Origin of the sequence: Candidatus Sodalis sp. SoCistrobi (assembly GCF_900143145.1) — a bacterium.
GTDB lineage: Bacteria > Pseudomonadota > Gammaproteobacteria > Enterobacterales > Enterobacteriaceae > SoCistrobi.
The window spans coordinates 1-24,912 of record NZ_FRDB01000013.1; the positions used below are offsets into that span (position 1 = coordinate 1).

Annotated in this window: 21 protein-coding genes and 3 tRNA genes; 11 read left to right on the top strand and 13 right to left on the bottom strand. The window is 53.9% G+C overall.

Annotation, left to right across the window (positions count from 1 at the left end; translation table 11 throughout):
• Positions 1-473: 473 nt before the first annotated feature.
• Entirely contained in the window at positions 474-1,553 is a 1,080-nt protein-coding gene (locus CINSTRO3249_RS01980; RefSeq protein WP_074011956.1) for a LacI family DNA-binding transcriptional regulator, read from the top strand.
• Between the two features lie 39 nt (positions 1,554-1,592).
• On the opposite strand, the gene CINSTRO3249_RS01985 is transcribed toward CINSTRO3249_RS01980, so the two are convergent.
• Positions 1,593-2,534, bottom strand: coding sequence for a zinc-dependent alcohol dehydrogenase family protein (locus CINSTRO3249_RS01985; protein ID WP_074011957.1), 942 nt, complete (start codon positions 2,532-2,534; stop codon positions 1,593-1,595).
• Between the two features lie 4 nt (positions 2,535-2,538).
• Positions 2,539-4,158, bottom strand: a complete 1,620-nt coding sequence (mqo, locus tag CINSTRO3249_RS01990) for a malate dehydrogenase (quinone) (RefSeq protein ID WP_074011971.1) — start codon at positions 4,156-4,158, stop codon at positions 2,539-2,541.
• A gap of 520 nt (positions 4,159-4,678) precedes the next feature.
• Here mqo and CINSTRO3249_RS01995 point away from each other — a divergent pair.
• Both CINSTRO3249_RS01995 and CINSTRO3249_RS02000 read left to right on the top strand, forming a co-directional pair.
• Entirely contained in the window at positions 4,679-5,164 is a 486-nt protein-coding gene (locus CINSTRO3249_RS01995; protein WP_074011958.1) for a GNAT family N-acetyltransferase, read from the top strand.
• A 97-nt stretch (positions 5,165-5,261) separates the two neighbouring features.
• A complete protein-coding gene (locus CINSTRO3249_RS02000; RefSeq protein ID WP_084790094.1) occupies positions 5,262-6,500 on the top strand; it encodes an MFS transporter in 1,239 nt (412 codons plus the stop codon).
• A 239-nt stretch (positions 6,501-6,739) separates the two neighbouring features.
• Here CINSTRO3249_RS02000 and xseA read toward each other — a convergent pair whose 3' ends face one another.
• Positions 6,740-8,116, bottom strand: a complete 1,377-nt coding sequence (xseA, locus tag CINSTRO3249_RS02005; protein ID WP_074011972.1) for an exodeoxyribonuclease VII large subunit — start codon at positions 8,114-8,116, stop codon at positions 6,740-6,742.
• Between the two features lie 168 nt (positions 8,117-8,284).
• Between xseA and guaB the strand changes: the two genes are divergently transcribed.
• The 4 genes from guaB (at position 8,285) to CINSTRO3249_RS02025 (ending at position 14,006) form a co-directional block, all read left to right on the top strand.
• Entirely contained in the window at positions 8,285-9,748 is a 1,464-nt protein-coding gene (gene guaB, locus CINSTRO3249_RS02010) for an IMP dehydrogenase (RefSeq protein WP_074011960.1), read from the top strand.
• A gap of 107 nt (positions 9,749-9,855) precedes the next feature.
• Positions 9,856-11,433, top strand: coding sequence for a glutamine-hydrolyzing GMP synthase (gene guaA, locus CINSTRO3249_RS02015; RefSeq protein ID WP_074011961.1), 1,578 nt, complete (start codon positions 9,856-9,858; stop codon positions 11,431-11,433).
• 653 nt (positions 11,434-12,086) lie between these two features.
• Entirely contained in the window at positions 12,087-12,290 is a 204-nt protein-coding gene (locus CINSTRO3249_RS17530) for a cupin domain-containing protein (RefSeq protein ID WP_371441360.1), read from the top strand.
• 732 nt (positions 12,291-13,022) lie between these two features.
• The gene (locus CINSTRO3249_RS02025) at positions 13,023-14,006 is read left to right on the top strand and encodes a phage late control D family protein (protein ID WP_074011962.1); all 984 of its coding nucleotides are present in this window, start codon (positions 13,023-13,025) and stop codon (positions 14,004-14,006) included.
• 38 nt (positions 14,007-14,044) lie between these two features.
• On the opposite strand, the gene CINSTRO3249_RS17535 is transcribed toward CINSTRO3249_RS02025, so the two are convergent.
• Positions 14,045-14,203 carry a hypothetical protein gene (locus CINSTRO3249_RS17535; protein ID WP_254304281.1) on the bottom strand — a complete coding sequence of 53 codons (159 nt, stop codon included), beginning with the start codon at positions 14,201-14,203 and terminating at the stop codon, positions 14,045-14,047.
• On the opposite strand from CINSTRO3249_RS17535, the gene CINSTRO3249_RS02030 reads away from it, so the two are divergent.
• Positions 14,132-14,299: an ogr/Delta-like zinc finger family protein gene (locus tag CINSTRO3249_RS02030; RefSeq protein ID WP_254304280.1), complete on the top strand. Its 168-nt coding sequence runs from the start codon at positions 14,132-14,134 to the stop codon at positions 14,297-14,299. The two genes, CINSTRO3249_RS17535 and CINSTRO3249_RS02030, sit on opposite strands and share 72 nt — an antisense overlap.
• Before the next feature lie 140 nt (positions 14,300-14,439).
• On the opposite strand, the gene CINSTRO3249_RS02035 is transcribed toward CINSTRO3249_RS02030, so the two are convergent.
• The 7 genes from CINSTRO3249_RS02035 to uvrY form a co-directional block, all read right to left on the bottom strand.
• On the bottom strand, positions 14,440-14,619 hold the full coding sequence (locus CINSTRO3249_RS02035) for a hypothetical protein (RefSeq protein ID WP_074011964.1): 180 nt from the start codon (positions 14,617-14,619) through the stop codon (positions 14,440-14,442).
• A gap of 668 nt (positions 14,620-15,287) precedes the next feature.
• Positions 15,288-15,373: transfer RNA gene (locus CINSTRO3249_RS02045), tRNA-Leu, on the bottom strand.
• Between the two features lie 15 nt (positions 15,374-15,388).
• Positions 15,389-15,462 (bottom strand) — tRNA-Cys (locus CINSTRO3249_RS02050).
• Between the two features lie 648 nt (positions 15,463-16,110).
• Positions 16,111-16,185 (bottom strand) — tRNA-Gly (locus tag CINSTRO3249_RS02055).
• Between the two features lie 144 nt (positions 16,186-16,329).
• Positions 16,330-16,878: a CDP-diacylglycerol--glycerol-3-phosphate 3-phosphatidyltransferase gene (gene pgsA / locus CINSTRO3249_RS02060; RefSeq protein ID WP_074011966.1), complete on the bottom strand. Its 549-nt coding sequence runs from the start codon at positions 16,876-16,878 to the stop codon at positions 16,330-16,332.
• 58 nt (positions 16,879-16,936) lie between these two features.
• Positions 16,937-18,769: an excinuclease ABC subunit UvrC gene (gene uvrC / locus CINSTRO3249_RS02065; RefSeq protein WP_074011967.1), complete on the bottom strand. Its 1,833-nt coding sequence runs from the start codon at positions 18,767-18,769 to the stop codon at positions 16,937-16,939.
• The gene (gene uvrY, locus CINSTRO3249_RS02070) at positions 18,762-19,418 is read right to left on the bottom strand and encodes a UvrY/SirA/GacA family response regulator transcription factor (RefSeq protein ID WP_011411001.1); all 657 of its coding nucleotides are present in this window, start codon (positions 19,416-19,418) and stop codon (positions 18,762-18,764) included. Before uvrY ends, uvrC begins: the two co-directional genes overlap by 8 nt.
• Before the next feature lie 654 nt (positions 19,419-20,072).
• Here uvrY and CINSTRO3249_RS02075 point away from each other — a divergent pair.
• Positions 20,073-20,297 carry a DUF2594 family protein gene (locus CINSTRO3249_RS02075; RefSeq protein WP_074011968.1) on the top strand — a complete coding sequence of 75 codons (225 nt, stop codon included), beginning with the start codon at positions 20,073-20,075 and terminating at the stop codon, positions 20,295-20,297.
• A gap of 125 nt (positions 20,298-20,422) precedes the next feature.
• On the top strand, positions 20,423-20,767 hold the full coding sequence (locus CINSTRO3249_RS02080) for a GlpM family protein (RefSeq protein WP_074011969.1): 345 nt from the start codon (positions 20,423-20,425) through the stop codon (positions 20,765-20,767).
• 289 nt (positions 20,768-21,056) lie between these two features.
• Here CINSTRO3249_RS02080 and CINSTRO3249_RS02085 read toward each other — a convergent pair whose 3' ends face one another.
• Positions 21,057-22,088, bottom strand: a complete 1,032-nt coding sequence (locus CINSTRO3249_RS02085) for a helix-turn-helix domain-containing protein (protein WP_074011970.1) — start codon at positions 22,086-22,088, stop codon at positions 21,057-21,059.
• Positions 22,089-23,112: 1,024 nt separating this feature from the next.
• Here CINSTRO3249_RS02085 and CINSTRO3249_RS02090 point away from each other — a divergent pair.
• Entirely contained in the window at positions 23,113-23,268 is a 156-nt protein-coding gene (locus CINSTRO3249_RS02090; protein WP_254304278.1) for a GhoT/OrtT family toxin, read from the top strand.
• Between the two features lie 284 nt (positions 23,269-23,552).
• Here the strand turns inward: CINSTRO3249_RS02090 and CINSTRO3249_RS02095 are convergent.
• Positions 23,553-24,912: flagellar biosynthesis protein FlhF (locus CINSTRO3249_RS02095; RefSeq protein WP_254304262.1), on the bottom strand; the 1,360-nt coding region annotated here is incomplete at its 5' end.

Here is a 24,912-nt window from a genome sequence, read left to right on the forward strand (position 1 = left end):
AATATGTCACCAGGGTTTAATCTGACGTACAAGCTGTAAGCTTAAGGCAGAGTACAAACTCACCGGTAACATCCCAATGATCAGTTGGGGATCATTAACCTTTGAAAGTCAATGATCAAGATATAAGACAGGGCGGCAGGGGCCGCCGGCCGCGGTTGATGAACAGCGTGGGTCATAATTGGCCTTACCTTAAGCATGGAAGAAAGTATCGGCAAAGATGAGCAATGTTATGCGCTCACATGTTATGAGCAGTAAACGTCTTTAATGCGGCTTATCGCAAGTGTCATCCCAATTAAAGGTGATCATTTTCAAATAAAAACAGTGGTAACTGTTCTAATTAGCGAAGTGCGTCACAATTATGCGGTGTGTGAGCGAATGACTTTTCCCTGTTGCTTAGCGTTCGCCGCAGTTTGATTTATGATGTGGAGAGAATACGCTTAGGCCCTATGCCGGTCCGCTACAGGAATGACACTGTGAAGCACAAAAACGCCACCCTTGACGATGTCGCCCGCCATGCCGGCGTTTCTTATCAGACGGTTTCCCGGGTATTGAATGGATCGGCGCGCGTGGCGGACGCGACGCGCGCCCGGGTGGACTTAGCCATCAGAACGCTGAACTATGTGCCTAATCGGATGGCGCAGCAGCTGGCCGGTAAGCGGGGCTGTACCCTGGGGCTCATCACCGCCTCGCTCGGTTTCCATGCGCCGTCGCAAATCGCGTCCGCGATTAAGGGCGTTGCCGGCCAACGCGGGTTTACGGTGCTGATTGCCATGACCGACCCGCAGCACGAAACCGGACTGCAGGACGCGCTTAATGAATTGAAGGCGCAGCGGGTGGAGGGGGTTATTATCAATTTGCCGCTGGCGGCGCAGAGCGCCGCGGCAGTCGTCGCCGATAATCCTGAACTGACATGCTTGTTCCTGGATGTGCCGCCGGACGCTGGTGTGTTCCACGTCATGTTTAATCCCGGCGACGGCACGCGCGCAAGCGTCGATCATCTTTATCGGCTGGGTCACCGGCATTTCGCGCTGCTGGCCGGTCCGCAAGAGTCGGTTTCTGCCCGCCTGCGCCTCGACAGCTGGCAGCAGGCGCTGGCGGCGTATCAACTGCACCCGGTGGCGTCAGCACAGGGCGACTGGAGCGCCGCCAGCGGCTTTCGCTGTATGACCACGATGCTCAAGGCGCAGGCGGCGTTCAGTGCCGTATTGGTCGCCAACGATCAGATGGCGCTCGGGGTGATCAGCGCGTTGCAACAGCAGCAGCTGGCGGTGCCGGAACATGTCTCGGTGATAGGTTATGATGATACCGAGGACAGCGCCTACTTCCTGCCGGCGTTGACCACCGTTTCACAGGATTTCAACCGGCTGGGGCAAGAAGCGGTGAATCGGCTGCTGGCACGGTTAGGCCAGGGGGGTGGCGCGGAAGGGCAGTCGATTATGCTGCCCACACACCTGGTGACCCGTCATTCCACCGCCGTGCCGCCGGACGGTAAACCGAGTTTAAGCCTGCTGGCCACCGAGCTACAGCGCATAGCGGCGTTGTTAAGGCGTTGAGGTTGCGAGAGCACTGCGCCCGCCGTTGGGCGCGCGGCACTAGGCTAACCACAGCAGCGGTTTGACGGCGCGGCCGGATTGGTAAAAAAGCATCAGCGCCTCGCGCCAGCGGCTGAGTGGGAAGGGGGCCAGCGGCGACAGCTGCGTGCGGCGCAATAAAGGCCAAAGCGCCGCGAATTCCGCTTGCCAGTCGGCAGCCGACATGCCGGCCAGGGCGTCGCGCAGATGAAATCGTTGCGCCATCGCGTCGCCGGGCGTCACGGGGAGGGGCTGCCCGGACAGTAGTCCGTAGCTTATCAGCGTTGCACAAGGGCGCAGCGCCGCCAGCAGTGCGCCGCCAAGCCGGCCCCCAACGGCGTCGAACACCAGGCTGCTTTGGGCCGCCAGCCGCAGGATCTCGCTCTCGCGGTGCATTGCCAGCGGCTGAATACCCAGCCGGCGCAGGCGTGGCGCGTGCTGTGGGGCGCGGTGTAGGCCTATCACCCGCCGCGCCCCGCCTGCCAGCGCCCATTGCCCTAAAAGCCGCGCGCAATCCGAGCCTGCCGCGGTCAATATTATCTGTTGGTCCCGTACCGGCCAGCGCCGCAGCATCAGCCGTGCGGCCAGCGGATTGATGTAGCCGCGCAGCGCAATGTCGTCCGCAATATCTTCCGGCACCGCTACCAGCCATTGTCCGCTGCAATTGAGCCGCTGTTGCCAGGTGCCGTCGCCCCGCAACGGCAGGACATGCTGACCCAGACTGAAAGGCAGGGCGTCGGAGGTGGCGACCACCCGGCCGAGCCCTTCATAGCCGGCGACACGTGGCGGCTGAACCCGATGCGCATAGGCGCCGGTAATCGGGATAACATCAGAGGGGTTGATAGGCGCGGCAATCATTTGTACCTGCACCTGGGCCGCAGCGGGCGTTGCGAGCGGAGCAGTCTCCAGCGACAGTACCGCTTCGGGCTGGCCAAAGCGGCGATACCACAGCGCACGATTCATCGGTTTAAATCGCTTTCTGCAACCCTTCCCATTTGCCCTCTGCCGATTCGCCGGGCAGCGGCCTGGCCTCGATATAGGTCAGCCCCAAAACCTCGGAGGTCGAGCGGCGAACAGCATTGGTCAGCGCGAGATCCCCGTTAATCGTCTGGCCGTAGGACGGAATCATCTCTTTCAGTTTTCGCTGCCAGGCATCGGTGGTCACCTGTTCTTTGAACATGGAGGCCAAAAGCTCCAACATGATGGGGGCGGCGGTAGAGGCGCCGGGCGAGGCGCCAAGCAATGCCGACAGCGAGCCATCGGCCGAGCTGACCACTTCGGTGCCGAACTGCAGGATCCCGCCTTTACCGGCGTCTTTTTTAATCACCTGCACCCGCTGGCCGGCCTCAATCAGCGACCAATCCGCCATCGTGGCCTGCGGATAATATTCGCGCAGAGCATTTAGGCGATCTTTATTCGACATCAGCAACTGGCTGATGAGGTAACGCATCAGTGCGAAGTTATCCAGCCCAACGCGCAGCATGGGCAGCAGGTTTTGCCGCGTGAGCGAATGGAACAAATCCAGCCACGATCCACGCTTGAGAAATTTGCTGCTAAAGGTGGCGAACGGGCCGAACAGCAGCGCCTGCTTGCCATCAAGAATACGGGTATCGATATGCGGCACCGACATCGGCGGCGCGCCGACCGACGCTTTACCGTACACTTTGGCGTGATGCTGGCCAACCACCGCAGGGTTGGTCGCCACCAGAAATTGCCCGCCAACCGGGAAACCGGCATAGCCATTCACTTCGGGAATGCCGGATTTTTGCAACAAGGTCAGTGAGGCGCCACCGCCGCCGATAAAAACATGACGGGCGCGCACCGTAGACTGCTGGCCGCCGTTGCTATGGTCGGCGACGTGCACGCTCCAGGTTTGATCGGCGTTGCGCTTGATATCCACCACGTCATGCTGGAGATGCAAATGGAACTGGGGGTGCTGCTGTAGTGCTGACAGCAATTGCTGCGTCATTTCACCGAAATTCACATCCGTTCCCATTTCCATACGGGTAGCGGCCACTTTTTGGAACGTGTCGCGTCCATCCATGACCAGCGGCGCCCAATCGCGGATCTGCTGCGGGTTTTCAGAGTACTCCATGCCGCGAAACAGCGTGCTGGTTTGCAGCGCATCGAAACGTTGGCGCAGAAAGCGGATATTGTCCTCGCCCCACACAAAGCTCATATGCGGGACATTATTGATAAAGCTTTGCGGCTCGGTGAGGATTTTTTGCTTTACCAGATAGGCCCAGAACTGGCGCGAAATTTCAAAAGATTCGTTCACCGCCACCGCTTTAGAAATATCCACCGAACCTGCTTGGGTCAGGGTGGTGTAGTTCAGCTCACAAAACGCGGCATGGCCGGTGCCGGCATTATTCCAACCGTTGGAGCTTTCCTCTGCCGTTTTTTCCAGACGTTCATACATATGAATGGTCCAGCCCGGCTCAAGCGCTTTCAGATAAGTTCCCAGCGTGGCGCTCATGACTCCGCCGCCAATCAGTACGATGTCTACCGGGGGTTTTTCCGCAGCCTGAGGCTGTTTGGCTGACGCAGATACCGTCATACCAAGGGCTGCGATAAAATGCTCTTTCATGCGCAGTATCTCGTTTAAGAAAATGAAGCCGACGCCCGGGCCATTTTCGTTCGGGTTGGCGCCCAAGGGAGTCTGCTAATACTCTTCGATTCTATTAGTCACTACCGGTTAAGTAAACTACAAAATTATTGCAACCGAGACTAACAGTAACGAATGCTAATTATTGATAATGTATTGAAATTAATAAAAATTAATCATATGATAAATTTATGGTTAACATATGATTAACCAAAATTTACCATCTTTATTTTAAAGCTATAACAAGGATTTTAAGTGTGATCCACTGCATAAAAATAAAGTAACGGTTTTAAATACTGCCAAAAAAAATTTTTTAGAATCTCATAATGATGAGCACCGATGAAACCCGTGCAATAAAGTTGTTTTCATCGGCAGGCCGCTGATATGATTTTTACTACTACAGGGGGAATGATGTAGCCCCGTCGGGCTTTCACCCTCCGATGCCGCCGCCGACAGGGTCGGGCGACGTTGGTTGACGGCCAGAGATGCCAGGGGATGACACATGATTGACATCAGATCGTACCGGGAGCGGGACAGGCAGGCGGTGGCGGCCATCATTTTGCCCATCCAGCAGCAGGAATTTGGTATTGCCATTAATGCCGTCGACCAGCCCGATCTGCAAGACATCCGCGGTTTCTACCAAACCGGCAACGGCGGGTTTTGGGTTGCCTGCCACCGGGGGGAAGTGGTTGGCACCGTTGGCCTGAAAGATATCGGCGGCGGCCAGGCCGCGTTACGCAAAATGTTTGTTAAACACGGCTACCGCGGCGCGCCGTTGCTGGTTGCTGCGGGGTTATTGGAGCATGCGCGCGCCCATGCCCGGACACATCGTATCAGCGATATTTTTCTTGGCACCACCGCCCAGTTTATTTCCGCCCAACATTTTTACCGCAAACAGGGATTTAGCGCCGTGACGCGCGAAGACCTGCCCGCCGCCTTTCCCCTAATGGCGGTCGACACCCTCTTTTTCCATTTATCGCTAGCATAGCGATAAACCCCCGGCCTGCGCCTCCGGCCCGCCGACGCGGCGGCGCCCCGGTGCACATTAGCTTTTTACTTTTCAACCGCGATGAAGGATGGGTCTGATGCAAAACGGTAGTGTAGCGCCTGATGATAATGATTATTGGCGGCGCAATTTAGTCGTGTGTGTGTTTGGCTCTTTTACCACCATCGTGGCGATGACATTGCTACTGCCGTTTTTACCGCTTTACGTCGAGCAATTGGGGGTAACCGGTCATGCGGCGATAAGCGAGTGGTCGGGGATTGCCTACGGCGCCGCCTTTTTCACCGCCGCGCTGACCGCGCCGCTTTGGGGGAGGTTGGGTGACCGCTACGGCCGCAAGCTGATGCTTATCCGGGCCAGTCTCGGCATGGCGGTGGCAATGACGTTGCTCGGCATGGCGCAAAGCGTCTGGCAACTGGTGGCGCTGCGCCTGCTGGCCGGTTTGCTGGGCGGATACGCTTCCGGCTCGACTATCCTGGTCGCCACCCAGACGCCAAAGGGGCGCACGGGATGGGCATTGGGTATGCTGTCTTCCGGCATTATGGCGGGCAATCTGGTGGGGCCGCTGATCGGCGGTACGCTGCCGCCGCTCATCGGTATCCGTGGCACATTCATCTTAGCCGGCGGCGCCATATTTATCGCGTTTCTGGCTACGGTGGTACTGCTCAAAGAGGTGCCCGGCACCGGCCCCCGGAAGACTGCTGCGGTGACATCGCCCGTCGTCAGCCCCTGGCGCAATCTGCCGGTGATGGCGATGCTTATCACCGGGACACTGCTAATGTTGGCGAATATGTCCATCGAGCCAATTATCACGCTCTATGTCGCGCAACTGGTGTCCGGCCAGCAGGTGACGTTTGTCGCCGGGCTGGTGATGGCGGCCGCGGCGCTGGGCAGCATCTTATCGGCCTCGCGGCTCGGTCGGCTGGCGGACAGGGTCGGCCATTGGCGGGTCATTATCGGTTGTTTGCTGGTGGCGGCAGTACTGTTGATTCCGCAGGCGTTCGTCACCGCCGGCTGGCAATTGGTGGCGCTGCGTTTTTGTATGGGGCTGGCATTGGGCGGGCTGTTTCCCTGTATCGCCAGCGTGATTCGCCATAACGTACCGTCCGAGCGGGCCGGCAGCGTGCTGGGCCTGTCAACATCCGCGCAGTATGTCGGCCAGGTGACGGGACCACTAATGGGCGGCGTGATAGGCGGCCATTTGGGTATGCGTCCGGTTTTTCTCGGCACTTGCCTGTTGCTGGCGGTCGGCGCGGGCTTTAACCAGTTGTGCCGCAAGGCCGCCTCCCGCCCGGCGCAGGACTCTCAAGGTGGCTCCTGACGGACGTAGCGCCGGGCGCGCCCGTGTTGGCGTGGGGCGCGCCGTGTGTCGTGACGTGCGGGCGTGAAAGTCGCGTGGGGTGATTAGACGGCGACGAGGTGAACCGGCATGCGGTGAGAGCAAGTGCAATGACATCAGCCGTCATGTGACGTGCAATAGCACGACGTTCGTGCGGTTGTGCACCGCAGCTAGCCGAAGCAAGGCAACAGGAGTGTCATGAGCAGACGCCTGCTATGGCATCAGTTTTTTGCGCGTCGCGGACGCTTCGCCGGCTGACGGGTTATCTCGGTAACCTGACTCTCCACCCAGCCATCGCTGAGCCGGGTCGTCAATCGATCGCCGGCGCTTAGCTGACGGGTTTGCTTCACTACCGCGCCGTGGCTATCTGTCGTGACGCTAAACCCCCGCGCCAGCGTTTTCAGCGGACTCACGCCCTCCAGACGGGAGCAGAGCGCGACAAAAACATTATTCTGCCGGTTGACCCGCTGGCTTATTCCTTGGCTCAGTTGATAACGCAACGCCTGCAAACGCTGCTGCGCCCGGTTAATTCGCGCCGCGGGCGCCTGCTGCACCAGACGCTGGCGCACAGCGTCGTGACGGCGCTGCGCCTGGCGCAACTGCCCCTGTAGGCCATCGTCAAGGCGGCGGCGCAGGATCATCAGCGCGGTGTGCTGGCGGGCGAGCCGCAGCTGGGGATGCTGCTGCTGCAGGCGGTGCTGCAAACGGCTGTATCGCTGCTGGCGCTGCGCGAGGAAATAATCCATCGCCATTTCCAGCCGCTGCTGTTGCGACTGAAGTTGCCGCAATAGCTCCAGCTGATTGCGGCTCACCAGCTCGGCGGCCGCCGAGGGCGTTGGCGCGCGCAAATCGGCGACAAAATCGGCGATAGTCACATCGGTTTCATGGCCGACGGCGCTGACCACCGGCAGGCGGCTGGCGAAAATCGCCCGCGCCACCCGTTCATCGTTGAAGCTGGCGAGATCCTCCAGCGAACCGCCGCCGCGACCGACGATCAACACATCGCACTCAGCGCGTCGGTTGGCGGCTTCGATGGCGCGCACAATCTGCGCCGGCGCTTCCTGTCCTTGCACCGCGGTGGGATAAATCACCACCGGCAGCGACGGGTCACGGCGTTGCAACACCTGCAAAATATCATGCAACGCCGCGCCGCTGGCGGAGGTAATCACCCCCACGCGGCGGGCCGGACTGGGCAGCGGCTGCTTGGATTGCTGATTAAACAGCCCCTCGTCGCTTAATTGCTGCTTGAGCTGCTCGAACTGCTGTTGCAGCAAGCCGTCGCCGGCTGGCTGCATACTTTCGGCGATGAGCTGATAATCGCCGCGTGGCTCATAAAGCGTAAGAGAGGCGCGCACCAGCACTTGCTGACCGTTGCGCGGCGCAAAGGTTGTACGGCGATTGGTGTTGCGAAACATCGCGCAGCGCACCTGGGCGCGGTCATCCTTCAGGGTGAAATACCAATGGCCCGATGCGGGTTGGGAAAAATTGGAGATCTCGCCCGTCAGCCAAATCTGCCCCATCTCGCCTTCCAGCAATTCGCGAACCGTTTTATTCAGGCGGCTGACGGTAAAAATCAGAGAGGAGGGCGGGGTAGACATGTGAGCGGGATCAAACTCCATTGCAAAGCCTTAATTGATTGATATTACTTATTGTGAAACGGTAAGCAAGAGATTTTTGAAAATAACGCTGGAGGCAACCGATTACGTTCTGTATAATGCCACGGCAATATTTTATCTGTTTCACATCCACCTTGGTGAGATATTGCTATGTTACGTATTGCTAAAGAAGCTCTGACATTCGACGACGTTCTGCTCCTTCCCGCCCACTCCACGGTTCTGCCCAACACTGCCGATCTCGGCACCCGATTGACTCAGAAAATTCGCCTGAATATTCCTATGCTGTCCGCGGCAATGGATACGGTAACCGAATCCAGCCTGGCTATCGCGCTGGCGCAGGAAGGCGGTATCGGCTTCATTCACAAAAACATGTCTATCGAACGCCAGGCCGAGGAAGTCGGTCGCGTAAAACGCCATGAAAGCGGCGTCGTGACCAATCCCCAGTGCGTGACACCCAATACCACCCTGTCCGAGGTGAAAGAACTGACCGCGCGCAACGGTTTCGCCGGCTACCCGGTGGTGACGGATGAAAATGAACTGGTAGGGATTATCACCGGCCGCGACGTTCGCTTTGTCACCGACTTAAGCCAGCCGGTTTCCGCCGTGATGACGCCGAAAGAACGCCTGGTGACGGTAAAAGAAGGTGAAGCCCGGGAAGTGGTATTGGCAAAAATGCACGAGAAGCGCGTTGAAAAAGCGCTGGTAGTGGACGAACAGTTCCATCTGCTCGGCATGATTACGGTAAAAGACTTCCAAAAGGCCGAGCGCAAACCCAACGCCTGCAAGGATGAACACGGCCGCTTGCGCGTCGGTGCCGCGGTGGGCGCCGGCGCCGGCAATGAAGAACGCATCGATGCCCTGGTGAGCGCCGGCGTTGACGTTTTACTTATCGACTCCTCCCACGGCCATTCCGAAGGCGTGCTGCAACGTATCCGCGACACGCGCGCCAAATACCCCGAGCTGCAAATCATCGGCGGCAACGTCGCCACCGGCGCCGGCGCGCTCGCGCTGGTTGCGGCCGGCGTTAGCGCGGTGAAAGTGGGCATCGGCCCCGGCTCCATCTGTACCACCCGTATCGTTACCGGCGTGGGCGTGCCGCAGATCACCGCTATCTCTGATGCAGTGGAAGCCCTGGAAGGGACCGGTATCCCGGTCATCGCCGACGGCGGCATCCGTTTTTCCGGCGATATCGCCAAAGCCATCGCCGCCGGCGCCGCCTGCGTGATGGTGGGATCGCTTTTGGCCGGCACCGAAGAATCCCCGGGGGAAATTGAACTGTTCCAGGGCCGATCCTTCAAATCTTACCGCGGCATGGGATCGCTGGGGGCAATGTCCAAGGGCTCGTCCGACCGCTATTTCCAGACCGATAACGCTGCCGATAAACTGGTGCCGGAAGGGATTGAGGGCCGCGTGGCCTATAAAGGCCGCCTGAAGGAAATCGTCCATCAACAAATGGGCGGGCTGCGTTCCTGTATGGGGCTGACCGGTTGTGCTACTATCGACGACCTTCGTACCAAAGCGGAATTTGTCCGTATCAGCGGTGCCGGCATTCAGGAAAGCCACGTTCATGACGTCGCCATCACCAAAGAATCCCCGAACTACCGCCTGGGTTAACGAATTTCCCTCGGCGCGCGGGCCACGCCGGTCCGCCGCCGTTCTGTCCGGTTTCTGACGACCGGGCATTGAACCTTTTTGCTACACGCTCTCGGAATACGCCATCAATGACAGAAAATATCCATAAACACCGCATTCTGATTCTGGACTTCGGCTCGCAATACACCCAACTGGTGGCTCGCCGGGTGCGCGAATTGGGCGTCTATTGCGAACTTTGGGCATGGGATGTAACCGAAGCGCAAATACGCGAATTCAACCCCAGCGGCATCATCCTTTCCGGCGGTCCGGAAAGCACCACAGAGCAGGACAGCCCGCGCGCGCCGGACTATGTGTTTCAGGCAGGTGTGCCGGTGCTGGGCGTTTGCTACGGCATGCAAACCATGGCGATGCAGCTCGGCGGCAAAGTCCAGGGCTCGACGCAGCGCGAGTTTGGTTATGCCCAGGTAAAAGTGTTGACCGACAGTTTACTGGTGCGCGATATTCAGGACGACATCGGCACCGGCGGAGCGCCACTGCTGGATGTCTGGATGAGCCATGGTGACAAAGTTACCGCGATTCCGGCGGATTTTGTCACCGTTGCCAGCACCGAAACCTGCCCCTTCGCCATTATGGCCAATGAAGAAAAACGGTTCTACGGCGTGCAATTTCACCCCGAAGTTACCCATACCCGTCAGGGGCAGCGCATGCTGGAACGCTTCGTACTTGATATTTGCCGATGCGCGCCGCTGTGGACGCCGGCCAAAATCATCGAAGATGCCGTCGCCCGTATCCGCGAACAGGTTGGCAACGATCGGGTCATTCTCGGTTTATCCGGCGGCGTAGATTCGTCGGTTACCGCCATGCTGTTGCATCGGGCCATCGGCGAACGACTGACCTGCGTGTTCGTCGATAACGGTCTGCTGCGCCTCAACGAAGCCAGTCAGGTGATGGACATGTTTGGCGATCGCTACGGCTTGAACATTATCGCTGTACCGGCGGAAGACAGGTTCCTTTCCGCGCTGGCCGGCATTGACGATCCGGAAACAAAACGGAAAACCATCGGCCGGGTATTTGTCGAGGTGTTTGACGAACAGGCGCTGAGCCTCACCGACGTGAAATGGCTGGCGCAGGGCACCATTTACCCGGACGTCATCGAATCCGCCGCCTCCGCCACCGGCAAAGCCCATGTCATCAAGTCGCATCATAACGTTGGCGGCCTGCCGAAAGAGATGAAAATGGGCCTGGTGGAGCCATTGAAAGAGCTGTTCAAGGATGAAGTACGCAAGATAGGCCTGGAACTCGGCCTGCCTTACGATATGCTGTATCGCCATCCGTTCCCCGGACCGGGTTTGGGCGTGCGGGTGTTGGGTGAGGTGAAGAAAGCGTATTGCGATTTGCTGCGCCGTGCCGATGCTATCTTTATCGAAGAACTGCACAAGGCGGATTTGTACAATAAAGTCAGCCAGGCCTTTACCGTCTTCTTGCCCGTGCGCTCCGTCGGTGTCATGGGCGACGGCCGCAAATATGATTGGGTGGTTTCGCTGCGCGCAGTAGAAACCATCGACTTTATGACCGCCCATTGGGCCCACTTGCCTTATGACTTCCTGGGCCGCGTTTCCAACCGTATTATCAATGAGATTGACGGTATTTCCCGGGTCGTATATGACATTTCCGGCAAACCGCCGGCGACGATTGAGTGGGAGTGATCAGGCCCTAGAAATGTAACGACCGGTGGTTAACAATCTCTAAAAAGCCAGATATCTAATCTGGCTTTTTATTGCTGGTTATTTAGCCCTTTGGTGCATCGCCAGATGAAACTTTTACTTCATGAGTTATGCTTACCGTCATACGATTACAAGCTAATTTATGTATTAGTGTTCGTATTAGGGTGTCCTTGTTAACTAAGTTCTATTATCGAAACTGGCTATTGTTGCTATAGGTTATTCCCGCCATTGGACCCTCCCCAGCGGCTAACCGCTTTATTATCGGTGGTAATCTTAATACCGATTTGGGCACTCTTTTCGCGACAGCTGCATGGCTTTAAAGAATCCTTCCCCCTGCGCGTCGAAGATGCTATGGTTTTTGACCACCCACCACCCGAAATATACAAAGGATCTTGCATGCGACTATCCAATCGGACTTTATCTGTTTGTATATCTTTTACTTTTCTCATCATATCTTTTTTTACCCAGGCACATGAAAACGTAAAGATGGCGGCGTTAGCGTTGAAAAACTTCTTGAGACGGAAAAGTCTTGGGATGGCGTTTCATATCAGGCTTACCCAAAGGGGACACCTCAACTTTCCGTTCTGAAAATCACCATTGCACCCAATTCCACGCTTGCCTGGCATGAACATCCCATCCCTAATGCCGCCTATGTGCTGGAAGGAGCGCTGACGGTGGAAAAGAAAGCCAATGGCCAAAAACGCACGCTTAAGGCAGGCGAAGTGGTTTCCGAGATGGTCGACAGCGCTCACCGTGGTTACACAGGTAAAGAGGGTGTCACCCTGGTGGTGTTTTACGCGGGGCAAAAAGGCATCCCCTTGTCGAAACCCGCCGGATAACCGTTTGCTAGAGGGCGGTTTCTCCGCCCGCATTGCCGCTTAAGTCTTGATGATTTATTGGTATTTGACTGTGGTAACGCCATTAGGGGCTTATAAGGGCAACGATTGTAGGTACTCCAGTCCAGGGGAGTTGTGATCTTTGCCAAACCCAAGCGCCTTCTGTACGCAGCATGCTGGCGGCGCCAAGCCTTCGCAATCCGAGTATTCGTGCCCGGCCATCAACGCTGTTTGTCAGCTTCTGCCCGCGGTTAGGCTTGCTTGCTCGGTGTTCACTGAGCGTTAACCGCCCGTATCAACACCGCTTGTGCGCGGGCAGGGGCCTCTTTTGCCTGCTTTCACCGCGAACCCGCACGGGGACCTAACACAGCTGCAAAACTCACAATGGCTACATCGCTACAATACGGGAGGAATTACCGGCCGACAGGCATGTCGCGATTGTCACCGACATCGAATAACCAGGATCGCCGGGGCGCCATGAAATGAAGCGTAAGAGGTTGTTCATTGTTTTTAACGTAATGAACTAATTCTTATTGTGACGCTTATAGATAGAGAGGAATGCTTATGTTTAATATTAATTTGGCAGGCCACGATAAATGCCGGCTTGATCAACTTCGTCAGGGTGTTTGTGTCATCAGTATTTTATGGTTCATTACTAGAGTAATAATTCTAATGTCGCAGCAGATAATGCGGCCAGAGTACTAGCCTATCGCTTGCAATGAAGAATCTATTCTGATGTCATTAACCCTGACGGATAACCGGGGCTTTGAGGCTGACCAGCTGGATATTGAACTGGATGACAGCGACCGTCGTCTACGTCTGCCTCGCCGCGGGGCTAACGTTGCACTGTCTCTCGGCTGGAAGGAAACCGGGTTGATAAACAAAGGCACCTTTACCGTCGATGAAATCGAGCACAGCGGCGCCCCCGACAGGCTGACGATACGCGCCCGTAGCGCTGATTTTCGCGCCTCGCTCAACGTCCAGCGCGAAGCGTCCTACCATAACACCACCCTCGGCGATGTGGTGAAAACGCTCGCTGCCCGGCATAAGCTGACGCCGGTGATAAGTCAGGCGATGGCCCGCACCAAACTGGCCCACAGCGACCAGAGCCAGGAATCAGACGGCAGCTTCTTAACGCGACTGGCAAGGGAACATGGCGCGGTGATGGCGGTTAAACAAGGGAAAATGCTGTTTTTTAAACAGGGGCAGAACCAGACCCTGAGCGGTAAACCGCTTCCGGCGCTGACAATTACCCGTCAGCAGGGAGACAGTCACACTTTCACGCTCACCGATCGCGACGCCTATACCGGCGTGGTGGCGCACTGGCTCAATACCCGCCAGGCCAAACCCGAGACGGTCAGCGTCAGACGCAAGCGGAAAAAGCGCTCCGCCAACACAGAAAAGCAGGGCGATTATCTGGTAGGCAGTGAGGAAAATGTGCTGGTTCTGCGCCACACTTACGCCTCAAAGCACAATGCCGAACGGGCGGCCAGAGCGAATTGGGAACGGCTGCAACGCGGCGTCGCCACCTTCGCCATCACGCTGGCGCGCGGCCGCGCGGAACTCGCTCCTGAAATGCCGGTCAAGGTCAGCGGCTTTAAACGCGAAATTGACCAGGCCGCCTGGACGCTGGTTACCGTGACGCATACGCTGAATAGCAGCGGGTTTACCACCGCCCTGGAGCTGGAGGTAAAAATCGATGCGCTTGAAATGGAATGAGAAAAACGGAAATGCTACACTGACCGCTACCACCGACCTTAGTCGGGTGCGTGATGGAGAGCACTCACGCCATGATGCATTGCCCCCTTTGCGGCCAGGCAGCCCATACCCGTACCAGTCATTACATTACCACCACCACCAAAGAGCGCTACAATCAATGCACTAACATTAATTGTGGTCACACCTTTATCACACATGAAACCTTTACCCGTTCCATCTGTGTCCCCCGACAGATAGAGCCCGCGCCACCCCACCCAGGCCAGAGCGACCAGGGAATGCTACAGTTTGGATAGGGAAAATCAGGGCGGGGGCTTTTTGGGCTACCGCCTCTGTTCGGCGGATCTTGTCAATTCACCCGTGGTTCAGATGGCATTCACGTGAAGAGATAGAGATGTTAACGCCCGCAGGATTTAAAGGTTTTTATCGTTTTTGGCTATTGCGGATTGTCTTGTTTGGGTGTTGCCACTAATACCGACAGTTTTTCAATCAAGCGTTGGCACGCTTCAGCGTCCTTTGAATCACGCAATTTTACCTTTGCCGTTTTGGGTTCATTATCTTGAGGAAAAAGCTTTATTTCGATTTCAATATCGTTCCAGTTCAATAATCCCATCATTACACCTGCTTATTGGTCAAGTTGAAAATCAATGACTCATGATAGCAAGAAAGAACGCAGAAGGCAGGAGAATGTGGCAAGGCCCCGGAAACCGGGGCCTTTTGGTCAAAGATGGACGTTATCTGGACACTGCGAAATTAAATCCTTTTATTTTCAATGTATTGCCCTTTAATTTAACGCACCCGAAGGGGCTTTGCATGGTAATTTCGCAGGAGGATTTGTACTTGTGGATAAAGCTGGTTGTGCCCAGTATCCACGATTGCTTCTTTGAGGTGTGGTCATCAAGTGGACATTAAAAGATAAAATAACATATAAATCAATATATTAATTTAATAAATAAGGGGCTATAGACTCTTTTGAATTTGAGGCTTCTGCTCCAGATTAATAAGATTATAATTTCTCCTTTAATTTTTCGCACTGTGTATTTCCTGACGCTGAGTAAAACTCGTCATTTATAATACAAAAAAGCGAAGAAAAAGGCCCGGCAGAAAACTGCCAACGTCGAAACTTTCGATATCCATTTGGAATGAAGCGTAGTAACTGACTTACCCTCTCTGAGGCCCTGCTGCCACTGTGCTGCCACTTGTCGATTTCAAGGCGAAAAAAAACCGCCTTGACGACGGTGACTAATATAGGACATCTTATTGATTATTATGATTTTTTCTGTGTGGTACCCGGGACGAGACTTGAACTCGTACAGCCAAAGGCCGAGGGATTTTAAATCCCTTGTGTCTACCGATTCCACCACCCGGGCGTCGGGAAATAAAACTGGAGGCGCGTCCCGGAGTCGAACCGAGGTGGACGGATTTGCAATCCGCTGCATGACCACTCTGCCAACGCGCCATATCTCATAGCTTGTCTTCGCACTGCAGCCGGTTTATCGACAAATTACCGAATCACTACCTTGCAACTAACTGATCATAAAGACAATTCGTTTATTCCGTGTTTCGGAATGGACGCAATTATGGCTTGCCTGAGCAACGATGGCAAGCCTTTTTTGGCGCAGGACGTTTAGATGGTTACATCACAGCCAACCCAGCGCCACATTAATAAATTTCGTCTTTCTTTGCGACAGCAAACCTTGCATTACACCCTATCGCCCTCCACCGTCATCCAATCGCGGGGCCGATGCTCTGCTAGCAGGCTATGTCCCATCAGCCGCGCAGCCAAGCCACAATCATTGGCGAGGAGCGGCCTTAGGCAGGCAAGACCCCGCCATCAGGGTTAACCTCGGTCGCACGCACTTACACCAGCCAAAATATCACACGGCGGCACCATAAAGGACGACACCCTTGGTCGCGCGCTAACCGCCCGCATACCGCATTAGCCACTGGTCATAACCGCTGCAGATTACATAGCGTTGAGCCAGGGCTAAAGTGTTGGCCTAATGTGTTGGGTTAAATGTGTTTACGTCGGCGATAACGAAAAAAGGACCTGTGCGGGTCCTTTCTGGGTCTACTAAGGGATAAATCACCCCTACTGACCGAAATTTGGAGCGGGAAACGAGGCTCGAACTCGCGACCCCAACCTTGGCAAGGTTGTTCTCTACCACTGAGCTATTCCCGCATAACCGACAGCAACCTGATTTTAACGCTAGCGCCAGACAAACCGCGGTTGCTTTCGATGCGATGCATTCTACTGACCTCAAAGTATGAGTCAATACAAAAATAGTCATCGCCGATGCGTTTGCTGGTTTTTACAGCGCTTCTCTCAATGCTCGAACAAATCGTGTCGCGCTGCATACAAATATTGAAACATCGACCAAAACGTCAGCACCGCCGCGATATACAGCGCAGCGATACCAATTCCCGAGACAATGTCGTCCGGCCGCCATAACAGCGCTACCAATGCGAGCATTTGCGCAGTGGTTTTAACTTTACCAATCCAGGAAACCGCTACGCTGCTACGCTTGCCGATTTCCGCCATCCACTCACGCAAGGCGGAGATAATGATTTCTCGGGCGATCATCGTTGCTGCAGGTAACGTAATCCACCATGAATGAAAATGTTCTGCCACCAGCACCAGTGCCATGGCGACCATCACTTTATCCGCGACAGGATCGAGAAACGCACCAAAGCGGGTGGTTTGTTTCCAGCGACGGGCCAGAAAGCCATCGAACCAATCCGTCACCGCCGCCAGGACAAAAATTAGCGCGCAGCACAGCGGCGCCCACTTGAATGGCAGATAGAAGGCCAGAACAAAGAACGGTATCATGACGACACGGAACAGGGTAAGCCAAGTCGGTATATTCAGTTGCATAGTACTTTGGTAACTATCTGGCCGGAGTGGAAATGATAAGTATGTTGCTACATTGGCGCTAGTGTTTCAACGCATTAAATATTTTTTCTGCCAAGGCGCCCGAAATTCCCGGCACTTGGGCAATTTCTTCCACGCTGGCATTACGTAACGGCTGCAGACCGCCCATGTACTTTAGCAGCGACTGTCTGCGTCGTGGCCCAACACCCTCGATTAATTCAAGCGCGCTGGTATTTTTTACCTTAGCACGTTTATTGCGATGGCCGGTAATAGCATGGTGGTGTGAGTCATCGCGGATATGCTGAATCACATGCAGCGCGGGTGAATCCGGCGGCAGCGCCATCCCCTCACCGTGAGGCTGCAAAAACAGCGTTTCAAGACCCGCCTTGCGGTCTACCCCTTTTGCCACACCAAGCAACACCACGCGCGATGTGTCCCAGGGGACATCCAACTGCTCGAACACCGCTTTTGCCATACCCAATTGCCCTTTACCACCATCGATAATCACCACGTCGGGAATTTTCTTTTCTTCCAACGCTTTACCGTAGCGATGGCGCAGGACCTGATCCATGGCGGCATAATCATCGCCGGGGGTAATGCCTTCAATATTATAGCGGCGATATTCGGCGCGCACCGGCCCATTGCCGTCAAATACCACACAGGAAGCGATGGTCTGCTCCCCCATAGTATGGCTGATATCAAAACATTCCATTCGGTTGACCGCCCGGATGCCCAACAGTTCCGCCAGGGCGACCAATCGCTGATGCACGGTCGATTGCTGCGACAATTTTGTCACCAGCGCCGTCGCGGCATTAGTGCGGGCCAGCTTTAAATAGCGGGCGCGATCGCCGCGCGGCTGCGTCTGGATTTGAATCTTTCTGCCCGCCTGCTCACTTAACGACGCCGCCAGCAGCGTTTTTTCAGGCAGCGTGAAATCCAGCAGAATCTCGCCCGGCAGTGACCGCATCTGACTGCCCTGCAGATAGAACTGACCGACAAAGGTCTGCACCACTTCCGCCAGTTCGGTCCCGGCCGGCACTTTCGGGAAATAGCTGCGGCTGCCTAACACTTTACCCTGGCGGATAAATAGCACATGGACGCAGGCCATTCCGGCGTCAAACGCGACGCCAATGACGTCCAAGTCTTCCCGGTCGCCGGAAACGAACTGTTTTTCCGTCACGCGTCGCACTGCCTGTATCTGATCGCGCGCGCGCGCCGCATCCTCAAAATTCAGCGCACGGCTGGCCAGCTCCATGCGCTCCACCAATTGATTAAGCACCTGCTGATCTTTGCCCGACAAAAACAAGCGCACATAGTCCACCTGCTGTTGGTATTCCTCATCGCTGACCAGACCCGCTACGCATGGTCCCAGACAGCGGCCAATCTGGTACTGCAGGCACGGGCGCGAACGGTTGCGATACACGCTATCCTCGCATTGGCGAATCGGAAACAGTTTTTGCAACAGGGCCAGCGTTTCCTTTACCGCGTAACCGTTGGGAAACGGACCGAAGTAATCCCCTTTCGCATGCTTGGCTCCGCGATGGGACGTGATGCGGGGATGCGTGTCGCCGCTAAGGAAAATAAAGGGATAGGACTTGTCGTCGCGCAGCAATACGTTATAGCGTGGCTGATACAGCTTGATGTAGTTGTGCTCAAGCAGCAGCGCCTCGGTTTCCGTATGGGTGATGGTAACATCAATATGATGAATGCTTTTCACCAGCGCTTCGGTCTTGCGGCTGGCAACCTGGGCACGAAAGTAGCTCGCCAGGCGCTTTTTCAGATCTTTAGCCTTGCCGACATAAATCACCGTACCGGACGCATCAAACATGCTATAGACGCCAGGCTGGCTGGTTACGGTGCTTAGAAATTGTTTGGCGTTAAAACTGTCAGTCACTACTTAATAAAATCTCCGTGTTGAACAACCCGTGGCGAATGGCCAGATGGGTTAATTCTACATCACCGCTGATGTTTAGTTTACTAAATATCCGATAGCGATAGCTATTGACGGTTTTGGGGCTAAGATTGAGCTGCTCTGAAATATCGGTGACCTTCTGCCCGCGGGTAATCATCAGCATTATTTGTAATTCCCGTTCGGACAAGCATTCAAAGGGGGTTTCCGCCTGGGGCTCCAGCTGGCTGAGGGCCATCTGTTGAGCGATGTCCGAGGCGATATAGCGTTTACCGGCGTTGACCGCGCGTATGGCGCAGATGACCTCGCGCGGCGCGGCGGCTTTGCTGAGGTACCCTGCGGCCCCGGCCTGCATCACTTTGGCAGGTAATGGATTTTCTGTGTAAATGGTCAGCATGATGACTTTGATATCCGGCGAGAAGCGCACGATTTTGCGCGTCGCCTCCAACCCGCCAATACCCGGCATATTCATATCCATTAACACAACGTTGACGCAATTGTTGCGGCACCATTTTACCGCATCTTCGCCACAGTGTGCCTCGCCAACGACTTTGAAGCCTTTGATATCTTCAAGAATGCGTCGTATCCCTGCGCGCACCAATTCGTGGTCATCAACAAGAAAAACGCTTATCAAAGAGAAATTCTCCAAAAAGAGGGAGTGATGTAAAGCGAATCAAATATTTTAGACTTAATATTACAGCTTTTAGGTAAATAAAGAAAAATGATTATTTGCTTATACTGGAAAAATTTAGCAGTGTCGCCTGCGAAGGCCCATTTTAGACAGATAGGTTATTGCACCGCAAGGAGATTTCACCAAAATTCGCGCAACCGTCGGGAATTGCCGATTTGACCAGTTAAGTCACCTCGTCTACGCATCCAACGCGAGGTCTGAATTGTATAAAAAATGAACACTGCATTGCTGAATACACTTGAAAATCATAGTATTATACTTGAACCCCTGCCAAGAAATATTATCATCAATCATTTCATATATATATTTATAAAGAATAATTATTTATGAAATATTACTTTTAGCGTACATTCAAACTTTAAAGTTTATTATAATAGATTGCCGCTCCGCTTAATCATCCTGGTCCCGGGTTGCGGACATCGTCGTAGCAGTGGTGTTTTTTTAACCTGATGCAATTCGCCCGGATAAATGACCTACGTCAGTTAAATTTATAAAACAAAACCTGTTATAATCGCTCTACTTGGCGTCCAATGCCGACACGTAGCGCTCCGGCTGACGCGGCGCCAGTCATCATGACCACTGATAACGGGGAAAATAATGGGCAACGTTGAATTCACCACCGATAGCGAAACAGCAATAATTGCGCAGGAGCTCAACTGCATGAAGGCGATGATGTCGCTGCTGTTGAAAGCCATTGGGCAAGCCGATGCCGGCAAGGTCATCATCAAAATGGAGAAATACATCAGCCAGCTTGATGACCCCGAACAACAAGCGGTATTTACCAGTACCGTGAAACAGATTACCCACGCTTATCGCCAATAACGGCCGCGCCGCGTAAGGCAGTGCCAGACAGGCGCCGCCTGACGTTGCGGTCGTTATGCCCGCTTACCTATCTTTGCGGCACCGTGGTAGACTCTCGCCACGGTTTCCCGACTTTCCTTACTGTCATGACGCTACTGTTCAAAGCCCTGCTGGGCGCGCTTGTGGTGGTGCTTATTGCGCTGCTCGCCAAAACCCGTAACTATTATATAGCCGGTCTGCTGCCGCTGTTTCCCACTTTTGCCCTCCTCGCCCATTATATTGTGGGCACCGAACGCGGCAGCGAAGCGCTGCGCATGACAATCCTTTTTGGTATTTGGGCGGTCATCCCCTATCTGGTCTACCTGACATCCCTTTACACCTTTGTCGGCGTCATGCGTTTGCCCCTGGCGCTGTCTAGTGCCGTGGTGTGCTGGGGAATCGCCGCGTGGTTGCTGATTATTGCCTGGCGACGCTGGTATGGACTCAATTAACGGTTAGCGGTCGTGCTGCGGTAGGGGAATTTCGCGATAGGTAGCGAAAAAGGACTATACTCTGCGTACCCACCCTGGAGACAACCATGAAAAACATCGGGATAATTGTGTTTATTGCGCTTGTTGGGTCGTCAATCACCGGATGCGCCGATTCATCGCCCACCACGACGCGGACGGCTGAACCTGTGCCGCATGGCAGCCCGCAGAATGTGGGCAACTGCACCTGCAGCAGTTTAATTTCGTGCAGTTGCGGCTCGCCGTCCGCCCCGTGACGGTCTCTGCGGCCGCATTACAGCGAGCGTAACCACGCCACCTGCGATTCCTCCATCGCATCCAGCGCCCATATATCCTGGCGCTGTTTGCGTGCCTGGGTGGGTGTAATACCATAGGTCACGATAAACAGCCGATTAAAGGTCGCCGGCTCTAATTGCCAATAGTAAGCTATTTCGGCAATCCGCCATCGGCTATATCGCGGGTGCAACAACATACGCGTTGCTGCCGTGAGGCGTTTTTTGCGGATATGCGCGGCGACGCCGCCGTAAGGTTCAAATAATCGATATAACGACGAACGGGACAAGCCATATTGCTGGCCTATCAACTCCGCAGTTAAACCGGGTAATTGCAGATGCTGATGAATGTACTGGCAGATCCGGCTTATTACCAACAGTCGGGTATCCGCAATCAGCGGTTGGCCGAAACTTACCGAAGTCTTGATAGCGCTTACCAAAAAATCGATAACCGGACGGGCAATGCGGCTTGCTTCAGTGGCGGTAATGTCGATGCTGTAGGCCATCAGTTGATGAACATGACTGGCGATCAGTCTGTTGAGTAATTCCCCGCGACAAATAACCTTACCGTGTAACGACGCGGTATCTTCAATCGTCACCAATTGCTGGCGAGGTATTACCACATACATCGCATGAGCCAGCGTCGCCCCCCGTCCTGGTTTCAATTTCAAATTGAGTGGTTGTAAAACGTCTATCAACAAAATATCTTCAGCTTCAAGCGATAAAGCTTGTCGTCCCAAACTCCCCTCTATCCCCCCTTCAAGCATAATGACCAACAAAAAATGATCATTTAAATCCCCCCCGCGTGATGGAAACTTTACAAACGTCTGTCCCGTGGCGCGGATATGCCCGCAGATAAAGATATCAAAATGATGTGCTTCAACACGCCAATCGAGGATATCAACCTGTGACCGGGTGAAATGCGATTGCAGCAGAGAAGCATTGACACCTGAGAGCCAACGTTCAATCTTTGAGGACGATATTTCCCCTTCAAACGTGTTGTCATGAATAATCCGAGCGTTTTTATCTTTCATGGTGCTGCCTTGAAGGGGACAGGCGTACCCGCGCACGCAATCGCTCCCCAAAAAAATAAATTGGACAGGTTTCCCTTTGAAAGCGTACAGTGTTTTTGTTATTTATCACCGACCTACTGGGAGGTATAATGATTATATCGCTAAATTTTAAAAGGTTGATATAGATTTCTTATACTGAAGAAAATATTTTTTTAGTGGTGGTATTAACGCGACGAAGATAATTGATAAAACATTAAAAATCATAGTGTTAGTTAATTTTCCGCGTCCGCGCTCATCCAGATAAAACCAGAGCTTCACTTCCACGGTCTTAGGGCTATGCCAGCAATATTATCCATACGTGCTTTTGTGCCATGCAGGTACCGGCGGCGAAATGTTTCACGTTAATAACATAAGCCGAGAAAATGACTAAAATTAAAGCCGCCTGACAGAAAATTCGTTATGCGAAATAACATTGGCTTATAATATATAACAAGTTAGCAATTTTATTACTTATTCCTCAAAGAAGAATAGGGAATTGTTTTGAAGTTTGATCAACTCCGCAGTTAGCCGCCCCGAAAGAGATAAACTTTCTATCAACGTAACCGTCTTCGCTGGGTCTGTTGGTGACATTGCCTTGCAACTTTTGCCATCAACAATAATTGCACTGGTCGCGTATGCCTAGGGATCAGATCCCTGTTTGCGCGCGCAGAGGGCAAGACAGGGGCATGTTTGCTCACTGGAGGCGAAAAAAGAGCGTCAATAAAACAAGTCCTGGTTTTTATTTTTTAACTGGGCTCGCGGTTGGGGAACGTTATGCCAACCGTTTCTCGTGGCGGCGGCGGTGATGTTTACTTATTTTAGGTGACCAGGTCATCAAGCCTCTGGCGCGACGTCAGCACTTCAATGTCTGAACTCACCCAGGGCGGTGACTCAGCGCTATATCGCCACCGGGGTGTAAAAGGGCATGTGCCCGATCAAAGAAAGGATTCGGTTAGAAAGGAAGGCGAATATGGACCCGCTCCCGCTGACAACATGGCAAATTCTCGTGGCAAGCTACCTCGCGGGCATTGCTGTCACCGCCTGGTTGATGTACTTTTTCAGCCGCGACCCCTCGCTTGGCATACGACTACTTTGCGCCGCGCTTATCGGTTTAACCTGGCCGCTGATCTTTCCATTAGTGCTCATTTTTATTCTGCTTTAAGCCGATAAATACTTGCCTCATGGGAAAGAAAAGGGAATCTTGGCGCAGTAGACGCCATGGGCTACGTCGACCCCAAAAAAAAGGCCGCACCAGGGCGACCTCGATTAAGTTGTCCCCACCCGGCGCTTATCTCCGGAACTCGCCAGACGGCGGTTTTAGCTCTGCAATGGGGATGACTACTTATACCATTTAAGAGGTTTCCTATTCAATACCAAATGAGAATGAAAATCACATCTATTTGCATATGATATACCCCTCCCCTATAACGCATAGGTATCTACACATCAGGGAGGAGGCTTAAGAGCAACTCTCGCTAAATGAGTAAGTTCTTCCAGACTATATTCCGATAATAATTTTAGTGTATTCAACAAGATGGATAGGCCAGCGAGCAGAGCAGGAGCGCTCTCTCTGCGGCCTCGCTTTTGCTGTCGTCCTGACAAGCGACATATCAGCTGGCGGGCTGCCGCATTTTCTTCTCCTTCAGCGCGTTGCAGCCGCCATACCAGAACAGCAGCCATACTGGCTATTAACAACCTGCGTAGTACGGCTGGCGCGCTGCGCTGAAGCCATGTTTCTACGTCATGTCCGGCACCTTTCAGCAACTTAAAAAATGATTCAATATTCCAGCGCCAGTAATACCAACGAGCTACTTCCTCGCAGGTGATCTCGCTGCAAACGTTTGTAAGCAGCGTCCAGCGTCCCACCACATTACCGAGATCATCCGTAAGCCGAACAACAACCAATCTGACCGTCAGAGGCTCTCCAGGTTGGATTTTTATGCGGCGGCCGGTTTCTTTATCTTTACGCTTCTGCTGCGCAGCTCGGGTTATGACTATCGAGGTTTCACTGATTTCCATATCAGCTTTTTTCCCTTTCCAGTCTACCTGTCCGCATCCGTTGTATGGCAGAAGAGCAGCAATCTCACCAATTTTCAATGAATTACCTTGCCACTCTGCACCATGTCCTTCTTTTCCTCGGATAAGCCAGCATATTCCTTGAGTACTCAACGTCCGCATATGTCCAATAGAGTCACCCTCTCTATCAATTATATGAATCAGCTTTTTACCTATATTAAGCGATTCCACACGGGCAATATCGGTCGTCAAGGCGTCCATATGTGTCTGCCGTTCGGACAGTCCTTCCGCCAACGTTGAATGACAACCGGTTGCATCGGTAAGTGTCTGAGATAGAGGCGCTATTGGCAAACCCGTGCCAGCATCAACCAGCAAGCTGCTTTGAAGTTCATATCCAACATCGCCACCGTGCGTCATTTTTAAGCGTCCGTATTTGGCATGATGGTAAAGAAATTGTAAACGTGACCAATCATGAACAACGAGAGCGTATGGATGCGGGCTAAGCGAAATTTGCTCAAGTGCTAGCGAAATAATTGGCTCATTGAGTTGACTGAAGCTAATTCGCTTATTATTCAGAAAACGCCAGACAGCTTGGGTAGTTGCGAAAGTTGATTTTTGAGCACTTGCGAGGTCTTTAACCGCAGAAGCAAGAAGAGCCGCGGGCGTCATATGCTGTTTAACCAGCGTCTGATATCGGCGGGTAAGGCGAGAGTCAATCCCGCCAACAGATAGGTTGAAATCATTCTGCAAAGTAATAACAGGTATCACGATAAATGTGTAGATACCTATG